Annotated in this window: 12 protein-coding genes and 1 pseudogene; 7 read left to right on the top strand and 6 right to left on the bottom strand. The window is 71.0% G+C overall.

Features of this window, described 5'->3' with window-relative positions; translation table 11 throughout:
* Window positions 1-120 precede the first annotated feature (120 nt).
* On the bottom strand, window positions 121-1386 hold the full coding sequence (locus AB0C82_RS14495) for a DUF1343 domain-containing protein (RefSeq protein WP_362840694.1): 1266 nt from the start codon (window positions 1384-1386) through the stop codon (window positions 121-123).
* A 174-nt stretch (window positions 1387-1560) separates the two neighbouring features.
* Between AB0C82_RS14495 and AB0C82_RS14490 the strand changes: the two genes are divergently transcribed.
* The 4 genes from AB0C82_RS14490 to AB0C82_RS14475 all read left to right on the top strand — a co-directional run bounded on the left by AB0C82_RS14490 (window position 1561) and on the right by AB0C82_RS14475 (window position 6205).
* Window positions 1561-2325 (top strand): SDR family oxidoreductase, encoded by a 765-nt coding sequence (locus AB0C82_RS14490; protein ID WP_362840691.1) that lies wholly within the window; start codon window positions 1561-1563, stop codon window positions 2323-2325.
* Window positions 2322-3989 carry an AMP-binding protein gene (locus AB0C82_RS14485; protein WP_362840688.1) on the top strand — a complete coding sequence of 556 codons (1668 nt, stop codon included), beginning with the start codon at window positions 2322-2324 and terminating at the stop codon, window positions 3987-3989. Before AB0C82_RS14490 ends, AB0C82_RS14485 begins: the two co-directional genes overlap by 4 nt.
* A gap of 38 nt (window positions 3990-4027) precedes the next feature.
* Window positions 4028-4624 (top strand): TetR/AcrR family transcriptional regulator, encoded by a 597-nt coding sequence (locus AB0C82_RS14480; protein ID WP_362840685.1) that lies wholly within the window; start codon window positions 4028-4030, stop codon window positions 4622-4624.
* Window positions 4625-4870: 246 nt separating this feature from the next.
* The gene (locus tag AB0C82_RS14475; RefSeq protein ID WP_362840682.1) at window positions 4871-6205 is read left to right on the top strand and encodes a M28 family metallopeptidase; all 1335 of its coding nucleotides are present in this window, start codon (window positions 4871-4873) and stop codon (window positions 6203-6205) included.
* A 44-nt stretch (window positions 6206-6249) separates the two neighbouring features.
* Here the strand turns inward: AB0C82_RS14475 and AB0C82_RS14470 are convergent, their stop codons facing one another.
* Both AB0C82_RS14470 and AB0C82_RS14465 read right to left on the bottom strand, forming a co-directional pair.
* Window positions 6250-7464, bottom strand: a complete 1215-nt coding sequence (locus AB0C82_RS14470; RefSeq protein ID WP_362840679.1) for an acyl-CoA dehydrogenase family protein — start codon at window positions 7462-7464, stop codon at window positions 6250-6252.
* An 8-nt stretch (window positions 7465-7472) separates the two neighbouring features.
* Window positions 7473-8495: a phosphotransferase family protein gene (locus AB0C82_RS14465; protein WP_362840676.1), complete on the bottom strand. Its 1023-nt coding sequence runs from the start codon at window positions 8493-8495 to the stop codon at window positions 7473-7475.
* Between the two features lie 161 nt (window positions 8496-8656).
* On the opposite strand from AB0C82_RS14465, the gene AB0C82_RS14460 reads away from it, so the two are divergent.
* Together AB0C82_RS14460 and AB0C82_RS14455 are read left to right on the top strand one after the other, a co-directional pair.
* Window positions 8657-9946, top strand: coding sequence for an enolase C-terminal domain-like protein (locus AB0C82_RS14460; protein WP_362840674.1), 1290 nt, complete (start codon window positions 8657-8659; stop codon window positions 9944-9946).
* Window positions 9947-9989: 43 nt separating this feature from the next.
* Window positions 9990-10925, top strand: a complete 936-nt coding sequence (locus AB0C82_RS14455; RefSeq protein WP_362840671.1) for an NADP-dependent oxidoreductase — start codon at window positions 9990-9992, stop codon at window positions 10923-10925.
* Between the two features lie 28 nt (window positions 10926-10953).
* Here the strand turns inward: AB0C82_RS14455 and AB0C82_RS14450 are convergent, their stop codons facing one another.
* The 3 genes and pseudogenes from AB0C82_RS14450 to AB0C82_RS14440 all read right to left on the bottom strand — a co-directional run bounded on the left by AB0C82_RS14450 (window position 10954) and on the right by AB0C82_RS14440 (window position 12189).
* Window positions 10954-11262, bottom strand: coding sequence for a DUF202 domain-containing protein (locus AB0C82_RS14450; protein WP_362840669.1), 309 nt, complete (start codon window positions 11260-11262; stop codon window positions 10954-10956).
* Window positions 11259-11654: a DUF202 domain-containing protein gene (locus AB0C82_RS14445; RefSeq protein WP_362840667.1), complete on the bottom strand. Its 396-nt coding sequence runs from the start codon at window positions 11652-11654 to the stop codon at window positions 11259-11261. Before AB0C82_RS14445 ends, AB0C82_RS14450 begins: the two co-directional genes overlap by 4 nt.
* Before the next feature lie 41 nt (window positions 11655-11695).
* Window positions 11696-12189: pseudogene (locus tag AB0C82_RS14440) on the bottom strand (NUDIX domain-containing protein).
* Between the two features lie 177 nt (window positions 12190-12366).
* On the opposite strand from AB0C82_RS14440, the gene AB0C82_RS14435 reads away from it, so the two are divergent.
* On the top strand, window positions 12367-14025 hold the full coding sequence (locus AB0C82_RS14435; RefSeq protein ID WP_362840665.1) for an FAD-binding dehydrogenase: 1659 nt from the start codon (window positions 12367-12369) through the stop codon (window positions 14023-14025).
* Window positions 14026-14186: the final 161 nt, after the last annotated feature.

Here is a 14186-nt window from a genome sequence, read left to right as displayed (position 1 = left end):
CGAATCGGCTCCATCCAAAAGTGACGCGTCCAGAGCCTGAGACGCCCCAGGTGGGGTGGGGTGGGTGCGGGAGGCCGAGGTTGACGCGCGGGCCCGGGGGAGCGAGCCCGCGCGACGTACTCAGCGGTACTGCAGATACCGCTTCCGGATCGCCCGGAACTTCGCGAGGTCCGCCTCCCAGGCCCCGACGACCTCGTCGGTGCCGGCGCCCGCGTCGATCATCGTGCGGACCCGGGTGTTGCCGGTCAGCTTGTCGATCCAGTTGTCCGGGCGCCACGCGAAGCCGCTCCAGGACTGCTTCGCCGTCACCAGCAGGGCGATGCCGGTACGGACCGGGTCGAAGACCGCGCGGTCCTGGACGTGCACCTGCACACCGCCGACCGTCCTGCCCTGGAACTTGGAGAACGTCGGTGCGAAGTACGCCTCGCGGAACGCCACGCCCGGCAGGCCGAGCGCGTTCGCGGCGGCCGCCCAGCGGCGGTCGACTCCCTCGGCGCCGAGCAGTTCGAACGGGCGGGTCGTGCCGCGCCCCTCGGAGAGGTTCGTCCCCTCGAAGAGGCAGGTCCCCGAGTAGACGAGAGCCGTCTCGGGCGTCGGCATGTTGGGGCTCGGCGGTACCCAGGGCAGCCCGGTCTCGTCGAAGAAATCCGAGCGCCGCCACCCGGACATCGTGACGATCTCCAGTTCCACCGGGCGTTCGGCCAGGAACTCGGCGTTGAACAGAAGGGCCAGCTCGGTGACGGTCATGCCGTGGGCCTGGGAGATCTCCCGACGGCCGACGAACGTCGCGAAGGCCGGTTCCATGACGGGCCCGAGCGCGGCCCGGCCGGTCGCCGGGTTCGGCCGGTCGAGCACGACGAACCGCTTGCCCGCGAGAGCCGCCGCCTGCATACAGTCGTACAGCGTCCAGATGTACGTGTAGAAGCGGGCACCCGCGTCCTGGATGTCGAACACGACGGTGTCCACGCCCGACGCGGTGAAGATGTCGGCGAGTGCCTGACCGCTCTTCAGGTACGTGTCGTAGACCGGCAGCCCGGTCGCCGGGTCGTCGTAGTAGCCCTCGGAGCCGCCCGCCTGGGCCGTGCCCCGGAAACCGTGCTCGGGGCCGAAGACCGCCGTCAGGTTCACCCGGTCGTCGGGGTGCATCACGTCCACGATGTGACGCGCGTCGGAGGTGATCCCCGTCGGATTGGTGACGAGGCCGACCTTCCGCCCCTTCAGCAGGCGGTAGCCGTCGGCTGCCAGCCGGTCGAAACCGGTACGGACACCGCCGCGTCCGGAGCCCTGTCCCGTGAGGGCGGCCGCGGTCCCGGTCCCGGCCGCTGTGACCGCGAGGGCTCCCACGGCACCGCCCGCCGTCAGCAATCCACGTCTGGACAGGTTCATTCGTCAACCTCCATGATCGCGCCGACTGTCATGGTCACGCACGCTAGCGCGGGCGGGGGCCGCACGGAACGACCCGGACCCGCGTAGATTCCCCGCCCTCGTACGTACCCCTTCCCGGATCACATACCGACTGGTTAGTCTGCCGGTGCAGTCGGCTGAGAGAGGCGGGATCCGATGAGTACGGTGCAGGGCGCTGGCGTAGTGGTCACAGGAGCCGGAGGCGGCATCGGTGCCGCCCTGGCCCGCAGGTTCGCCGCGGAGGGTGCGCGGGTCGTCGTCAACGACCTCGACATCGCGCGGATCAAGCCGCTGGCCGAGGAGATCGGGGGTACGGCGGTCGCGGGCGACGCCTCGCAGATCGTGGACGCCGCCCGCGACGCGCTCGACGGCACGGTGGACGTCTACTGCGCCAACGCGGGCCTGGCGTCCCCCGGAGACGCCTTCGCGGACGAGGACGTCTGGGCCGCGGCCTGGGACGTCAACGTGATGGCACACGTGCGCGCGGCGAAGGCGCTGCTCCCGGACTGGCTGGAGCGCGGCAGCGGCCGTTTCGTGTCCACCGCGTCCGCCGCCGGACTGCTCACGATGATCGGCGCGGCGCCGTACAGCGTCACCAAGCACGGCGCGGTCGCCTTCGCGGAGTGGCTGTCGCTGACCTATCGGCACCGCGGCGTCAAGGTCCACGCGATCTGCCCCCAGGGCGTGCGCACCGACATGCTGACCGCGGCGGGATCGGCCGGCGACCTGGTGCTCGCCCCCGGCGCGATCGAGCCGGAGGCCGTCGCCGACGCCCTCTTCGACGCCATCGAGCAGGACCGCTTCCTCGTCCTGCCGCACCCCGAGGTCGCCGGGTACTGCCAGGCCCGCGCCAAGGACCCCGACCACTGGCTCGGCAACATGAACCATCTCCAGCAGAAGTGGGAGGGGAACGGTTCATGACCGCGTCGATCTACGCGGCCAAGCCGTGGCTGGCCCTGCTCAGTGAGGCCCAGCGCGCCCCCGTGACCCCGGCCGTGACGCTCGTGCACGCCTTCCGCGCCGCCGTCTCCCGGGCGCCGGGCCACCCGGCCCTCGCCTACTTCGACGGGCGCCTCGACTACCGGGAGACGGACGCGCTGTCGGACTCCGTCGCCGGGCGCCTGGCGGCCCGTGGGCTGGTGCGCGGAGACCGCGTCGCGATCATGCTCCAGAACAGCCCGCAGTTCGTCATCGCGCTGCTCGGCGCCTGGAAGGCCGGCGCCGTCGTCGTCCCCCTCAACCCGATGTACAAGTCCGGCGAGGTCGGCCACGTGCTGAAGGACGCGGAGGTGACCGCGCTGATCTGCTCGGACCGGGCCTGGGACTCCTATCTGCGCGCCACCGCCGAGGCGGCCCCGAGCGTGCGGATCGCCGTCACCGCCTGCGAGCTGGACCTCCAGACGAAGAACGATCCCCGCGTGCTGGGCTTCGAGCGGCTGCCCGCGCCCGGCGAGGACGACTGGGCCGACGACCTGGTCACCGTCGCCCGCCAGGGCCTCGCGGCGCCCGGGGGCCGGGATGCCGGCGCCGACGACGTGGCGCTGATCAGCTACACCTCGGGAACGAGCGGCACCCCCAAGGGCGCCATGAACTCCCACGGCAACATCATGATCAACGCCGAGCGGCAGCGCACCGGCCACCCCGTCGCGGAAGGCTCCGCCTACTTCGCCCTCGCCCCGCTCTTCCACATCACCGGCATGGTGTGCCAGCTCGCCGCCTGCATCGCCAACGCGGGCACCCTGGTCCTCGCCTACCGCTTCGAGACGGGCGTCGTCCTCGAAGCGTTCGCCGAGCACCGCCCCGCCTACACCGTCGGCCCGTCGACCGCCTTCATGGCGCTCGCCGCCCACCCCGACGTCACCCCCGAGCACTTCGCCTCCTTCCAGGTGATCTCCTCCGGCGGCGCCCCCCTGCCGCCCGCGCTGGTGGAGAGGTTCCGGGCGGGCTTCGGCCCGTACATCCGCAACGGCTACGGGCTCACCGAGTGCACGGCCCCCTGCGCCGCGGTGCCGCCGGAGCGCGAAGCCCCCGTCGACCCGGTCTCCGGCACGCTCTCCGTCGGCGTCCCGGGACCGGACACGGTCGTCCGGATCCTCGACGAGAACGGAGAGGAGGTGCCCTTCGGTGAACAGGGCGAGATCGCCGTGCGCGGGCCCCAGGTCGTCCGGGGCTACTGGAACCTGCCCGAGGCGACGGCCGCGGCCTTCCCGGACGGTGAGCTGCGCACAGGCGACATCGGCTTCATGGACACGGCGGGCTGGCTCTACGTCGTCGACCGCAAGAAGGACATGATCAACGCCTCGGGCTTCAAGGTGTGGCCCCGCGAGGTGGAGGACGTGCTCTACACCCATCCGGCGGTCCGCGAGGCGGCCGTCGTGGGCGTCCCCGACGAGTACCGCGGCGAGACCGTCCGCGCCTACGTCAGCCTGCGGCCCGGCGCGGCGGTCGAGCCCGGCGAGCTGGGCGCGTACTGCAAGGAACGCCTCGCCGCGTACAAGTATCCGCGCGAGGTGGAGATCCTGACGGAGCTCCCCAAGACGGCTAGTGGGAAGATCCTCAGGCGGGAACTGCGTTCCCCTCGCTAGAGCAGTTCACGCATACGTACGAAAGGCAGGTGGCGGCAATGGCCAAGGCGACGACGGACGGGAACGGCACTCCCGTCCCTCAGAGGCTGCTGGCCGCCGCCACCCGGCTCTTCGCCGAGCGCGGCTACGACCGCACCTCGGTCCAGGAGATCGTCGAGGCGGCGGGCGTGACCAAGGGCGCGCTCTACCACTACTTCGGCTCCAAGGAAGACCTCCTCCACGAGGTGTACGCCCGGGTGCTGAGGCTCCAGCAGGAGCGGCTCGACGCCTACGCCAACGCCGACGCGCCGATCGAGCGGCGGCTGCGGGACGCGGCGGCGGACGTGGTCGTGACGACCATCGAGAACCTCGACGACGCCTCGATCTTCTTCCGCTCGATGCACCACCTGAGCCCCGAGAAGAACAAGCAGGTACGGGTGGAGCGCCGCCGCTACCACGAGCGTTTCCGGGCGCTGATCGAAGAGGGCCAGAAGGCCGGGGTGTTCTCCACGGCCACTCCGGCGGACCTCGTGGTCGACTACCACTTCGGCTCGGTCCACCACCTGTCCACCTGGTACCGCCCCGACGGCCCGCTGAGCCAGCAGGAGGTCGCAGACCACCTGGCGGACCTCCTGCTGCGCGCGCTGCGCCCGTAGGGCACCTCGCCCCGGTACTCCGGGGCACCTCCAGGACATCACCAGTGCGCTTCCCGGCCCCGGGGAGCGCACTGTCCGTTTATAGAACGGCCATGTCCGGTTCCCGCTCTTGACCGTGCACCGTCATCCAGTTGACCATCGGTCACGCACATCGCACGAGTAGCTCCAGAACCCGGTCGGGCACGGCGCGACCGGGGCACCCCCCGCACGTTCCGTCAGTCCCCGAACGGAATACGGAGCACCTGAATGATCCCCAACCGCTTCGCGCTGCGCAGATCCCGGGCAGCCGCCGCCCTCGCCTTCGTCGCCCTGCTCGCCACCGCCGCCCCGGCGGCGCAGGCGGCGGACCCGGGCGCGGCCGCGGCCCCGCAGGCCGCTGCCGCCCCCGACATCCCGCTCGCCAGTGTCAAGGCCCATCTGACCCAGTTGCAGTCCATAGCCACCGCCAACGGCGGCAACAGGGCCCACGGCAGGGCGGGTTACAAGGCGTCCGTCGACTACGTGAAGGCCAAGCTCGACGCGGCCGGCTACACCACGACCCTCCAGCAGTTCACCTCGGGCGGCGCCGTCGGATACAACCTGATCGCCGACTGGCCCGGAGGCGACCCCGGCCAGGTCCTGATGGCCGGCTCGCACCTCGACTCCGTGTCCTCGGGCGCGGGCATCAACGACAACGGTTCCGGCTCCGCCGCCGTTCTCGAAACCGCGCTCGCCGTCTCCCGCGCCCAGCTGGCACCGGACAAGCACCTCCGGTTCGCCTGGTGGGGCGCCGAGGAACTGGGGCTGATCGGGTCCAAGTACTACGTCAACAACCTGCCGGCGACGGAGCGTTCCAAGCTCAGCGGCTATCTCAACTTCGACATGATCGGCTCGCCGAACCCCGGCTACTTCGTCTACGACGACGACCCCGTCATCGAGAAGACCTTCAAGGACTACTACGCGGCCCTGTCCGTACCCACCGAGATCGAGACGGAGGGCGACGGCCGCTCCGACCACGCCCCGTTCAAGAGCGCGGGGATACCGGTCGGCGGTCTGTTCACCGGCGCGAGCAACACGAAGTCCAGTGCCCAGGCCCAGAAGTGGGGCGGCACGGCGGGGCAGGCGTTCGACCGCTGCTACCACTCCTCGTGCGACACCACGGCCAACATCAACGACACCGCCCTGGACCGCAACAGCGACGCCGTCGCCCACGCGATCTGGACCCTGTCGGCCGGTACGGTGACCCCGCCGGCCGGTGACGTCTACTCGACGACCACCGACGTGAGCGTGCCCGACAACGGGGCCGCGGTGACCTCGCCGATCGCGGTGTCCGGCCGCACCGGCAACGCCCCCGCCACCCTCCAGGTGGGCGTGGACATCAAGCACACCTACCGGGGTGACCTGGTCATCGACCTGCTGGCCCCCGACGGCACCGCCTACCGCCTGAAGAACTCCAGCGGCAGCGACTCCGCCGACAACGTGATCACGAGCTACACGGTCAACGCGTCGGCCGAGGTGGCGAACGGCACCTGGCGGCTGCGGGTGCAGGACGTGGCCGCGCAGGACACCGGCTACGTCGACAGCTGGAAGCTCACCTTCTGAGCCGTCGCGGGGAGGCGCGTACCGCGCGCCTCCCCGCACGGGTGCTACAGGTACTTCTTGATCTCGCGGTGTGCCAGGGACCGCTGGTGCACCTCGTCCGGGCCGTCCGCCAGCCGCAGCGTCCGCGCCGCCGCCCAGAGTTCGGCGAGCGGATAGTCCTGGCTGACCCCGCCGGCGCCGTGCAGCTGCACCGCCTGGTCGAGGATGCCGACCACCGCGCGCGGGGTGGCGATCTTGATGGACTGGATCTCGGTGTGGGCCCCGCGGTTGCCCACGGTGTCCATCAGCCAGGCCGTCTTCAGGACGAGCAGCCGCAGCTGCTCCACCGTGACCCGGGCGTCCGCGATCCAGTTCTGGACGACGCCCTGCTGGGCGAGCGGCTTGCCGAAGGCCGTACGGGACACGGCCCGCCGGCACATCAGCTCGATGGCCCGCTCGGCCATGCCGATGAGCCTCATGCAGTGGTGGATACGGCCCGGGCCCAGCCGCGCCTGGGCGATGGCGAAGCCGCCGCCCTCCTCGCCGATCAGATTCGCCACCGGCACCCGCACGTCGTCGAACACGACCTCGGCGTGACCGCCGTGGGAGTGGTCCTCGTAACCGAACACCTGCATGGCACGCCGTACTTCGAGACCCGGGGTGTCGCGCGGGACCAGGATCTGCGACTGCTGGCGGCGGATGTCGGCGCCGTCGGGGTCGGTCTTGCCCATCACGATGAAGACCTTGCACTCCGGGTTCATCGCACCCGAGATGTACCACTTGCGTCCGTTGATGACGTAGTCGTCGCCGTCCCGGGTGATCCGGGTCTCGATGTTCGTCGCGTCCGACGAGGCAACCTCCGGCTCGGTCATCGCGAACGCGGACCGGATCTCCCCGGCGAGCAGCGGCTCCAGCCACTGCTTCTTCTGCTCGTCGGTGCCGAACTGGAAGAGCACCTCCATGTTCCCGGTGTCCGGCGCGGCGCAGTTGAGTGCGGTCGGCGCCAGGTGCGGGCTGCGGCCCAGGATCTCGGCCAGGGGAGCGTACTGGAGGTTGGTGAGCCCGGCGCCGTACCCGGCGTCCGGGAGGAAGAGGTTCCACAGGCCCTGCCTGCGCGCCTCGGCCTTGAGGTCCTCCACGATCCGCGGGGTGTCCCACGGCGACGAGAGCTGCTCGCGCTGCTCCTCGGCGGTCTTCTCGGCCGGGTACACATGCTCGTCCATGAAGGTGAGCAGCTTGGTGCGCAGCTCTTCGGTACGGGCGTCGAATGCGAAGTCCATGGGGTAACTCAGCCTTCCTTGAGGGTGGTGAGGCCGTGTCTGATGAAGACGGGGACGAGGTCGCCGATCCGGTCGAAACCGGCGCCGACGGTCTGGCCGAGCGTGTAGCGGTAGTGGATGCCCTCGAGGATCACGGCGAGCTTGAACCAGGCGAAGGCCGTGTACCAGGAGATGGCGGAGGTGTCGCGGCCGGAGCGGGCGGCGTAGCGCTCGATCAGTTCCGCGGGGGTCGGATGACCGGCCGCGCCGCTCGTGGTGGACACCGGGGACCTGGGCAGGCCGAGATCGGAGCTGTACATCACCAGGAGGCCGAGGTCGGTCAGCGGGTCGCCGAGGGTCGACATCTCCCAGTCGAGCACGGCCTTGATCTCGTCGTCCGCGCCGATCAGCACGTTGTCCAGGCGGTAGTCGCCGTGCACGACGGTCGGGGCGGGGGAGCCGGGCAGCGCGCGGCCCAGCGCGGCGTGCAGCTCGTCGATCCCGGCCAGTTCGCGGTTGCGGGAGGCGTCCAGCTGCTTGCCCCAGCGCCGCAGCTGGCGGTCCAGGAAGCCCTCCGGGCGGCCGAAGTCGCCGAGCCCGACGGACTCGGGGTCCACGGCGTGCAGGTCCACCAGGGTGTCCACGAGGCCGAGGATCGCGGCCCGGGTGCGCCCGGCGCCGAGGGGGGCGAGCTGCTCGGCGGTACGGAAGGGGGTTCCCTCGACGTACTCCATGACGTAGAAGGGTGATCCGATGACCGAGTCGTCCTCGCAGAGCAGCAGCGGCTCGGGCACCGGTACGGCGGTCGGGTGCAGCGCGCTGATGACCCGGTGCTCACGCTTCATGTCGTGCGCGGTGGCCAGGACGTGGCCGAGCGGAGGTCTGCGGACCACCCAGCGGCCGGTACCGTCGCTGACGATGTAGGTGAGGTTCGAGCGCCCGCCCTCGATCAGCCGGGCTTCGAGCGGTCCGCTCACCAGCCCCGGCCGCTCGCGGTCGAGATGGCCGCGCAGCAGGCCGGGGTCGAGACCTGGCGGGTGGACTGAGCTCATGGTGCGCACCTCCGGGTGTGAAACGGTCGGTGCCCATGATGCCGACCAGTCGGTATGTCGTCCAGTGAACTCCCGTAATCGTTTGGCCCGAACGTGGCCCGAGTTGGCCGAACCGGTGACGCACTCTGGCGCACAGCCGTATCCATGAATATGGTTCACGTATGGATACAGCCCTGTTGATCGACGAAGTCCGCCTCACTCCGATCCTCATCGCCGACCCGCCGCTCCTCAACACCCAGGGCGTCCATCAGCCGTACACCCCGCGCCTCGTCGTGGAAGTGGTCACCCGCGGCGGAGTGACGGGCATCGGGGAGACGTACGGCGACGGCAAGTACCTCGAACTCGCCCGGCCGCTGGCCGAGGCCCTGCCCGGCCGCCCGGTCAGCGACGTGAACGGCCTGTTCGCTCTCGCGGACGAGGTGTGCGGGGACTCACGCGCCGCCGACGAGCGTGTCGACGCGGGCGGGCTGCGCGGTGTCCAGACGGTGGACAAGCTGCGGCTCTCCGTCGTCTCCGGCTTCGAGGTCGCCTGCCTCGACGCCCTGGGCAAGACGCTCGGGCTGCCCGTGCACGCCCTGCTCGGCGGCAAGGTCCGGGACACCGTCGAGTACAGCGCCTATCTCTTCTACCGCTGGGCCGCCCACCCGGGGGCCGGCGAACAGGACGACTGGGGCGCGGCCCTGGACCCGGCCGGGGTCGTCGGCCAGGCACGGCGCTTCGCCGGTGAGTACGGCTTCTCCTCCTTCAAGCTCAAGGGCGGCGTCTTCGAGCCGGACCAGGAGATCGCCGCGATCGAGGCGCTCGCCGAGGCGTTCCCCGGACAGCCGCTGCGGCTGGACCCCAACGGCGCCTGGTCCGTGGAGACCTCGCTGTACGTCGCGGACCGGCTCAAGGGCGTACTCGAATACCTGGAGGACCCGGCGAGCGGTACGGACGCCATGGCCGCCGTCTCGGCGGGCACAGACGTGCCGCTGGCCACGAACATGTGCGTCACGACGCTCGCCGAACTCCCCGAGGCCTTCGCCCGCGACGCGGTCCAGGTGGTCCTCTCCGACCACCACTACTGGGGCGGACTGCACCGCACCCGGGAGCTCGCCGCGATATGCCGTACTTACGGTGTCGGCCTGTCCATGCACTCCAACACCCACCTGGGCATCAGCCTGGCCGCGATGACCCACGTCGCGGCCACCGTGCCCAATCTCGACTACGCCTGCGACAGCCACTACCCGTGGCAGACCGAGGACGTCATCACCACCCGCCACGTCTTCGAGGACGGCCGGCTGACGGTGTCCGACGCACCCGGCCTCGGCGTCGAACTGGACCGCGAGCGGCTCGCCGCCCTGCACAGGCGCTGGCTCGACGACGACGGCAGGATGCGCGAGCGGGACGATGCCGCGGCGATGCGCGAGGCCGAACCGGAGTGGAGGGCGCCGTCCGTCCCGCGCTGGTGAGGTCCGAGTTGCGGCAACCCTGACCTGCGCCGATGGTCATTAGATGAAGGCGATCAGCTACAGCAGGTACGGCTCGGCCGACGTCATGGAGTACGGCGACCTGCCCGACCCGAAGGTCGGCCCCGACTCGGTGCTGGTGAAGGTGCGGGCCGCTTCCGTGAACCCGGTCGACTGGAAGGCCCGCGAGGGGTACCTCCAGTCCGCCCTGGAAGCCGTGTTCCCGGTGATCCCCGGCTGGGACGTATCGGGAGTGGTCGTCCAGCCCGGCGTCGCCGTCGACGAGTTCGCGGTGGGCGACGAGGTCATCGGCTACGTGCGGGAGGACTTCCTCTCCCGGGGTACGTTCGCCGAGTACGTCGCCGCCCCCGTGCGCACCCTGGCCCGCAAGCCGCTGAGCCTCAGCTTCGAGGAGGCCGCGGGCCTGCCGCTGACCGGCCTCACCGCGTACCAGGTGCTGCACCGCACGCTCAGGATCCGCGACGGTGAGACCGTACTCGTGCACGCGGCGGCGGGCGGCGTCGGCTCGATGGCCGTGCAGCTCGCCCGGCACGCGGGCTGCCGGGTCATCGGTACGGCCGGCCCGCACAACCACGACCATGTGAGGCAGCTGGGCGCGGAACCCGTCGAGTACGGAGAAGGACTCGCCGACCGGCTTCGGGCCCTGGCCCCCGAAGGCATCGACGCGGCCTTCGACACCGTCGGCGGCGACGCGCTGAAGGCCTCGGCGGACACACTCGCCCCCGACGGCCGCCTCGCCTCCGTGGCAGACCCCGAGGTCTTCTCCTACGGGGGCAAGTACGCCTTCGTCCGGCCAGACCCCACGGACCTCGCCCACCTGGCAGAGCTGGCCGAACAGGGCTTCGTCCGGGTCCACGTGGACCGGGTCTTCCCCCTCGCCCTGGCGGCGGACGCCTACCGGCTCAACGAGGAGGGCCGCACCCGCGGAAAGATCATCGTGGCCGTGGAATGGGAGAGCTGAGCGTCCGGACGAGGCGGCAGGGCCCGCTTCAGAACAGCATGGCGGCGAACACCGCCAGCGCGACCGTGCACGCGGCCGCCCCCACCGCGCTGCGCGGCGACATCGGCCGCGGCCTCGCCGTCCCCATGGCCGTCACCCGCAGGTGCGCCACAATGAGGAAGCCCAGCCACGCCAGCACGCTCAGCGCCACCGCGATCAGCGCCGCAGGACCCGTCCCCCCGTGCAGCGCCTGCCGGCCCGCGAGGATGGCGACCACCGTGCAGGACAGCGTCGTGCGGCGCCAGGCGAGCCTGGTCCGCTCCGGCTGGAGACCGGGGTCGCGCTCGGCGGTAATCACCGGGGCTCCCAGCCGAAGAGGACCACCGCCACCATCGCCAGGGCGACGGCGGCGGTCGCGAGACTCAGCAGGGTCGGGAAGCGGGAGACCGGCAGGTCCTCATTCCGGCGCATGGCCACCTCGCACCGCACCCAGTGGTTGACCGCCCGCAGGGCGCAGAGCACACCCGAGGCGAGCAGCGCGACCGCCAGGAACGTCCGGACGCCCCAGGTCAGATCGGGGAGGAACTGGGCGACGGCGAAACCTCCGCCGATCAGCGCCAGAGCCGTGCGGAGCCACGCGAGGAAGGTGCGTTCGTTGGCGAGGGAGAACCGGTAGTCCGGAGTCTCGCCCTCTTCGCGGAGCCGCTGAGGCGCGAACCACAACCGCAGCCCCCGCACGAATTCGTTCACGCCAGCACCCTATCCATCGCGTCGCCGCAGCTCCGGGCGGCTCAGCGCGCCCGGAAGTCCTTCAGCCGTCGATAGGTCTCCAGCCCGTCCGGGACCCACGTCCAGTCGCCGAACCGCCGCTCCACCTCCGCATCGGTCAGGAAGGTGTGCCAGGCGACCTCCTCGGCCTGCGGGCGCACCGGCAGCTCGCACCGCACCTGATAGACGTACGACCACCAGGTGTGGTGGCCGTCGCCCTCGTACAGGAACTTGAACAGCGGCTCGGGGCGGGGCAGACCGGCGACTCCCAGCTCCTCCCCGGCCTCGCGCAGGGCCGCGTCGTCGTACGACTCGCCCGCCCCCACGACCCCGCCGACGAACATGTCGTAGTGCGAGGGAAAGACCGATTTGATGCGGTCCTGCGGTGCACGAACAGCCGGCCCCGCGCATCCCGCGCCTCGACGAAGACGCAGCGGTGGCGCAGGCCGCGCGCGGTCGCTTCGCCGCGCGGGGCCTGCCCCACCACCTGGTCGTTCTCGTCGACGATGTCCAGGATCTAGTCAGCAGGATTCATACCGCCCATCCAACCACCGGCGTACCCGGGGGGCCGGAGCGCCGGATCGAGCCGGTCCGCAAGGTCACCGCAGGCCGAAGGCCCCGGACGGTTGACGTGGCAGCGGCCCGAACCCAAGATCTGACGCACGGGTAACTTGGTGACAAGGACGGAAATCCCATGGCGTACGACGCTGATGTGATCGTGATCGGGGCAGGGCTCGCGGGGCTGGTGGCGACCGCCGAGCTCGTCGACGCGGGACGTTCGGTGATCCTGCTCGACCAGGAACCCGAGCAGTCCATCGGCGGTCAGGCGCACTGGTCCTTCGGCGGCCTGTTCCTCGTCGACTCGCCCGAGCAGCGCCGGATGAGGATCAAGGACAGCCACGAGCTGGCCCTCCAGGACTGGTACGGCACCGCCGGCTTCGACCGCGAGGAGGAGGACCGGTGGCCTCGGAAGTGGGCGGAGGCGTACGTCGACTTCGCGGCCGGTGAGAAGCGGTCCTGGCTGCACGCCCAGGGGATGCGGTTCTTCCCCGTCGTGGGCTGGGCGGAACGCGGCGGCTACGACGCCACGGGCCACGGCAACTCCGTCCCCCGCTTCCACATCACCTGGGGTACGGGCCCCGGGGTCGTAGCCCCCTTCGAGCGCCGGGTGCGCGAGGGCGTCGCCAAGGGCCTCGTCCGCTTCGCCTTCCGGCACCGGGTCACCGGGCTCGGCCGTTCGGCGGGATCGGTCGACACGGTCACCGGAGAGATCCTGGAACCGAGCGGCACCGAACGCGGCACCGCGAGCAGCCGCGAGGTGACCGGTACCTTCGAGCTCAAGGCCCAGGCGGTGATCGTCACCTCCGGCGGTATCGGCGGCAACCACGATCTCGTGCGCTCCCAGTGGCCCGAGAGGCTCGGCACCCCGCCCGAGAAGATGCTCTCCGGTGTCCCCGCCCACGTCGACGGGCTGATGCTCGGGATCGCGGAGAAGGCGGGCGCCCACCACATCAACCGCGACCGGATGTGGCACTACACCGAGGGCATCGAGAACTGGAACCCGATCTGGGCCAGGCACGGCATCCGTATCCTCCCGGGCCCCTCGTCCCTCTGGCTGGACGCCCGCGGCAAACGGCTCCCCGTTCCGCTCTTCCCCGGCTTCGACACGCTCGGCACCCTCGACCACATCATGAAGTCGGGCCACGGCTACACGTGGTTCGTCCTCGACCAGCGGATCATCGGCAAGGAGTTCGCGCTCTCCGGCTCCGAGCAGAACCCCGACCTCACGGGCAAGTCCATCCGCGACGTCATCGGCAGGGCCCGCGCCGACGTGCCGGCGCCCGTCAAGGCCTTCATGGACAAGGGCGTGGACTTCGTGGTCGAGAAGGACCTCGCCGCCCTCGTACGCGGAATGAACGCGCTGACCGGCGACAGCCTCATCGACGAGGACGGACTGCGCCGGGAGATCACCGCGCGCGACCGTGAGATCGCCAACCCCTTCACCAAGGACCTCCAGGTCACGGCGATCCACGGGGCCCGCGCCTACCTGGGCGACAAGCTGATCCGTACGGCGAAGCCGCACCGCATCCTCGACCCGAAGGCGGGCCCGCTGATCGCGGTGCGCCTCAACATCCTCACCCGCAAGTCACTGGGCGGCCTGGAGACGGACCTGTCCTCACGCGTCCTCGCGGAGGACGGCAGCCCGCTGCCCGGGGTGTACGCGGCGGGGGAGGCTGCGGGCTTCGGCGGCGGGGGAGTCCACGGCTACCGGTCGCTGGAGGGCACGTTCCTGGGCGGCTGCATCTTCTCGGGCCGCGCGGCGGGCCGGGCTGCGGCGGAGGCGGTCGGCTGACCTGCCGCGCCGCGCCGCGCCGCCCCGGCCCGCGCCGCGTCCGCAGTCGCCGGAAGGGCTTGACGACCGAGCCCTTCCGGCCACCCCCTCAGCCTTCCGGGCGCTCGGGCGGCGGGCCGGTTCCCGGAACGGGATCCGGGGCCACGGTGCCCCGGCCCGTC

The sequence above is a fragment of the Streptomyces sp. NPDC048560 genome (assembly GCF_040650955.1).
In the GTDB taxonomy this organism is placed as follows: Bacteria; Actinomycetota; Actinomycetes; order Streptomycetales; family Streptomycetaceae; genus Streptomyces.
The sequence above is the reverse complement of the archived record's forward strand: the minus strand, read 5'-3'. Positions and strand labels throughout refer to the sequence as shown.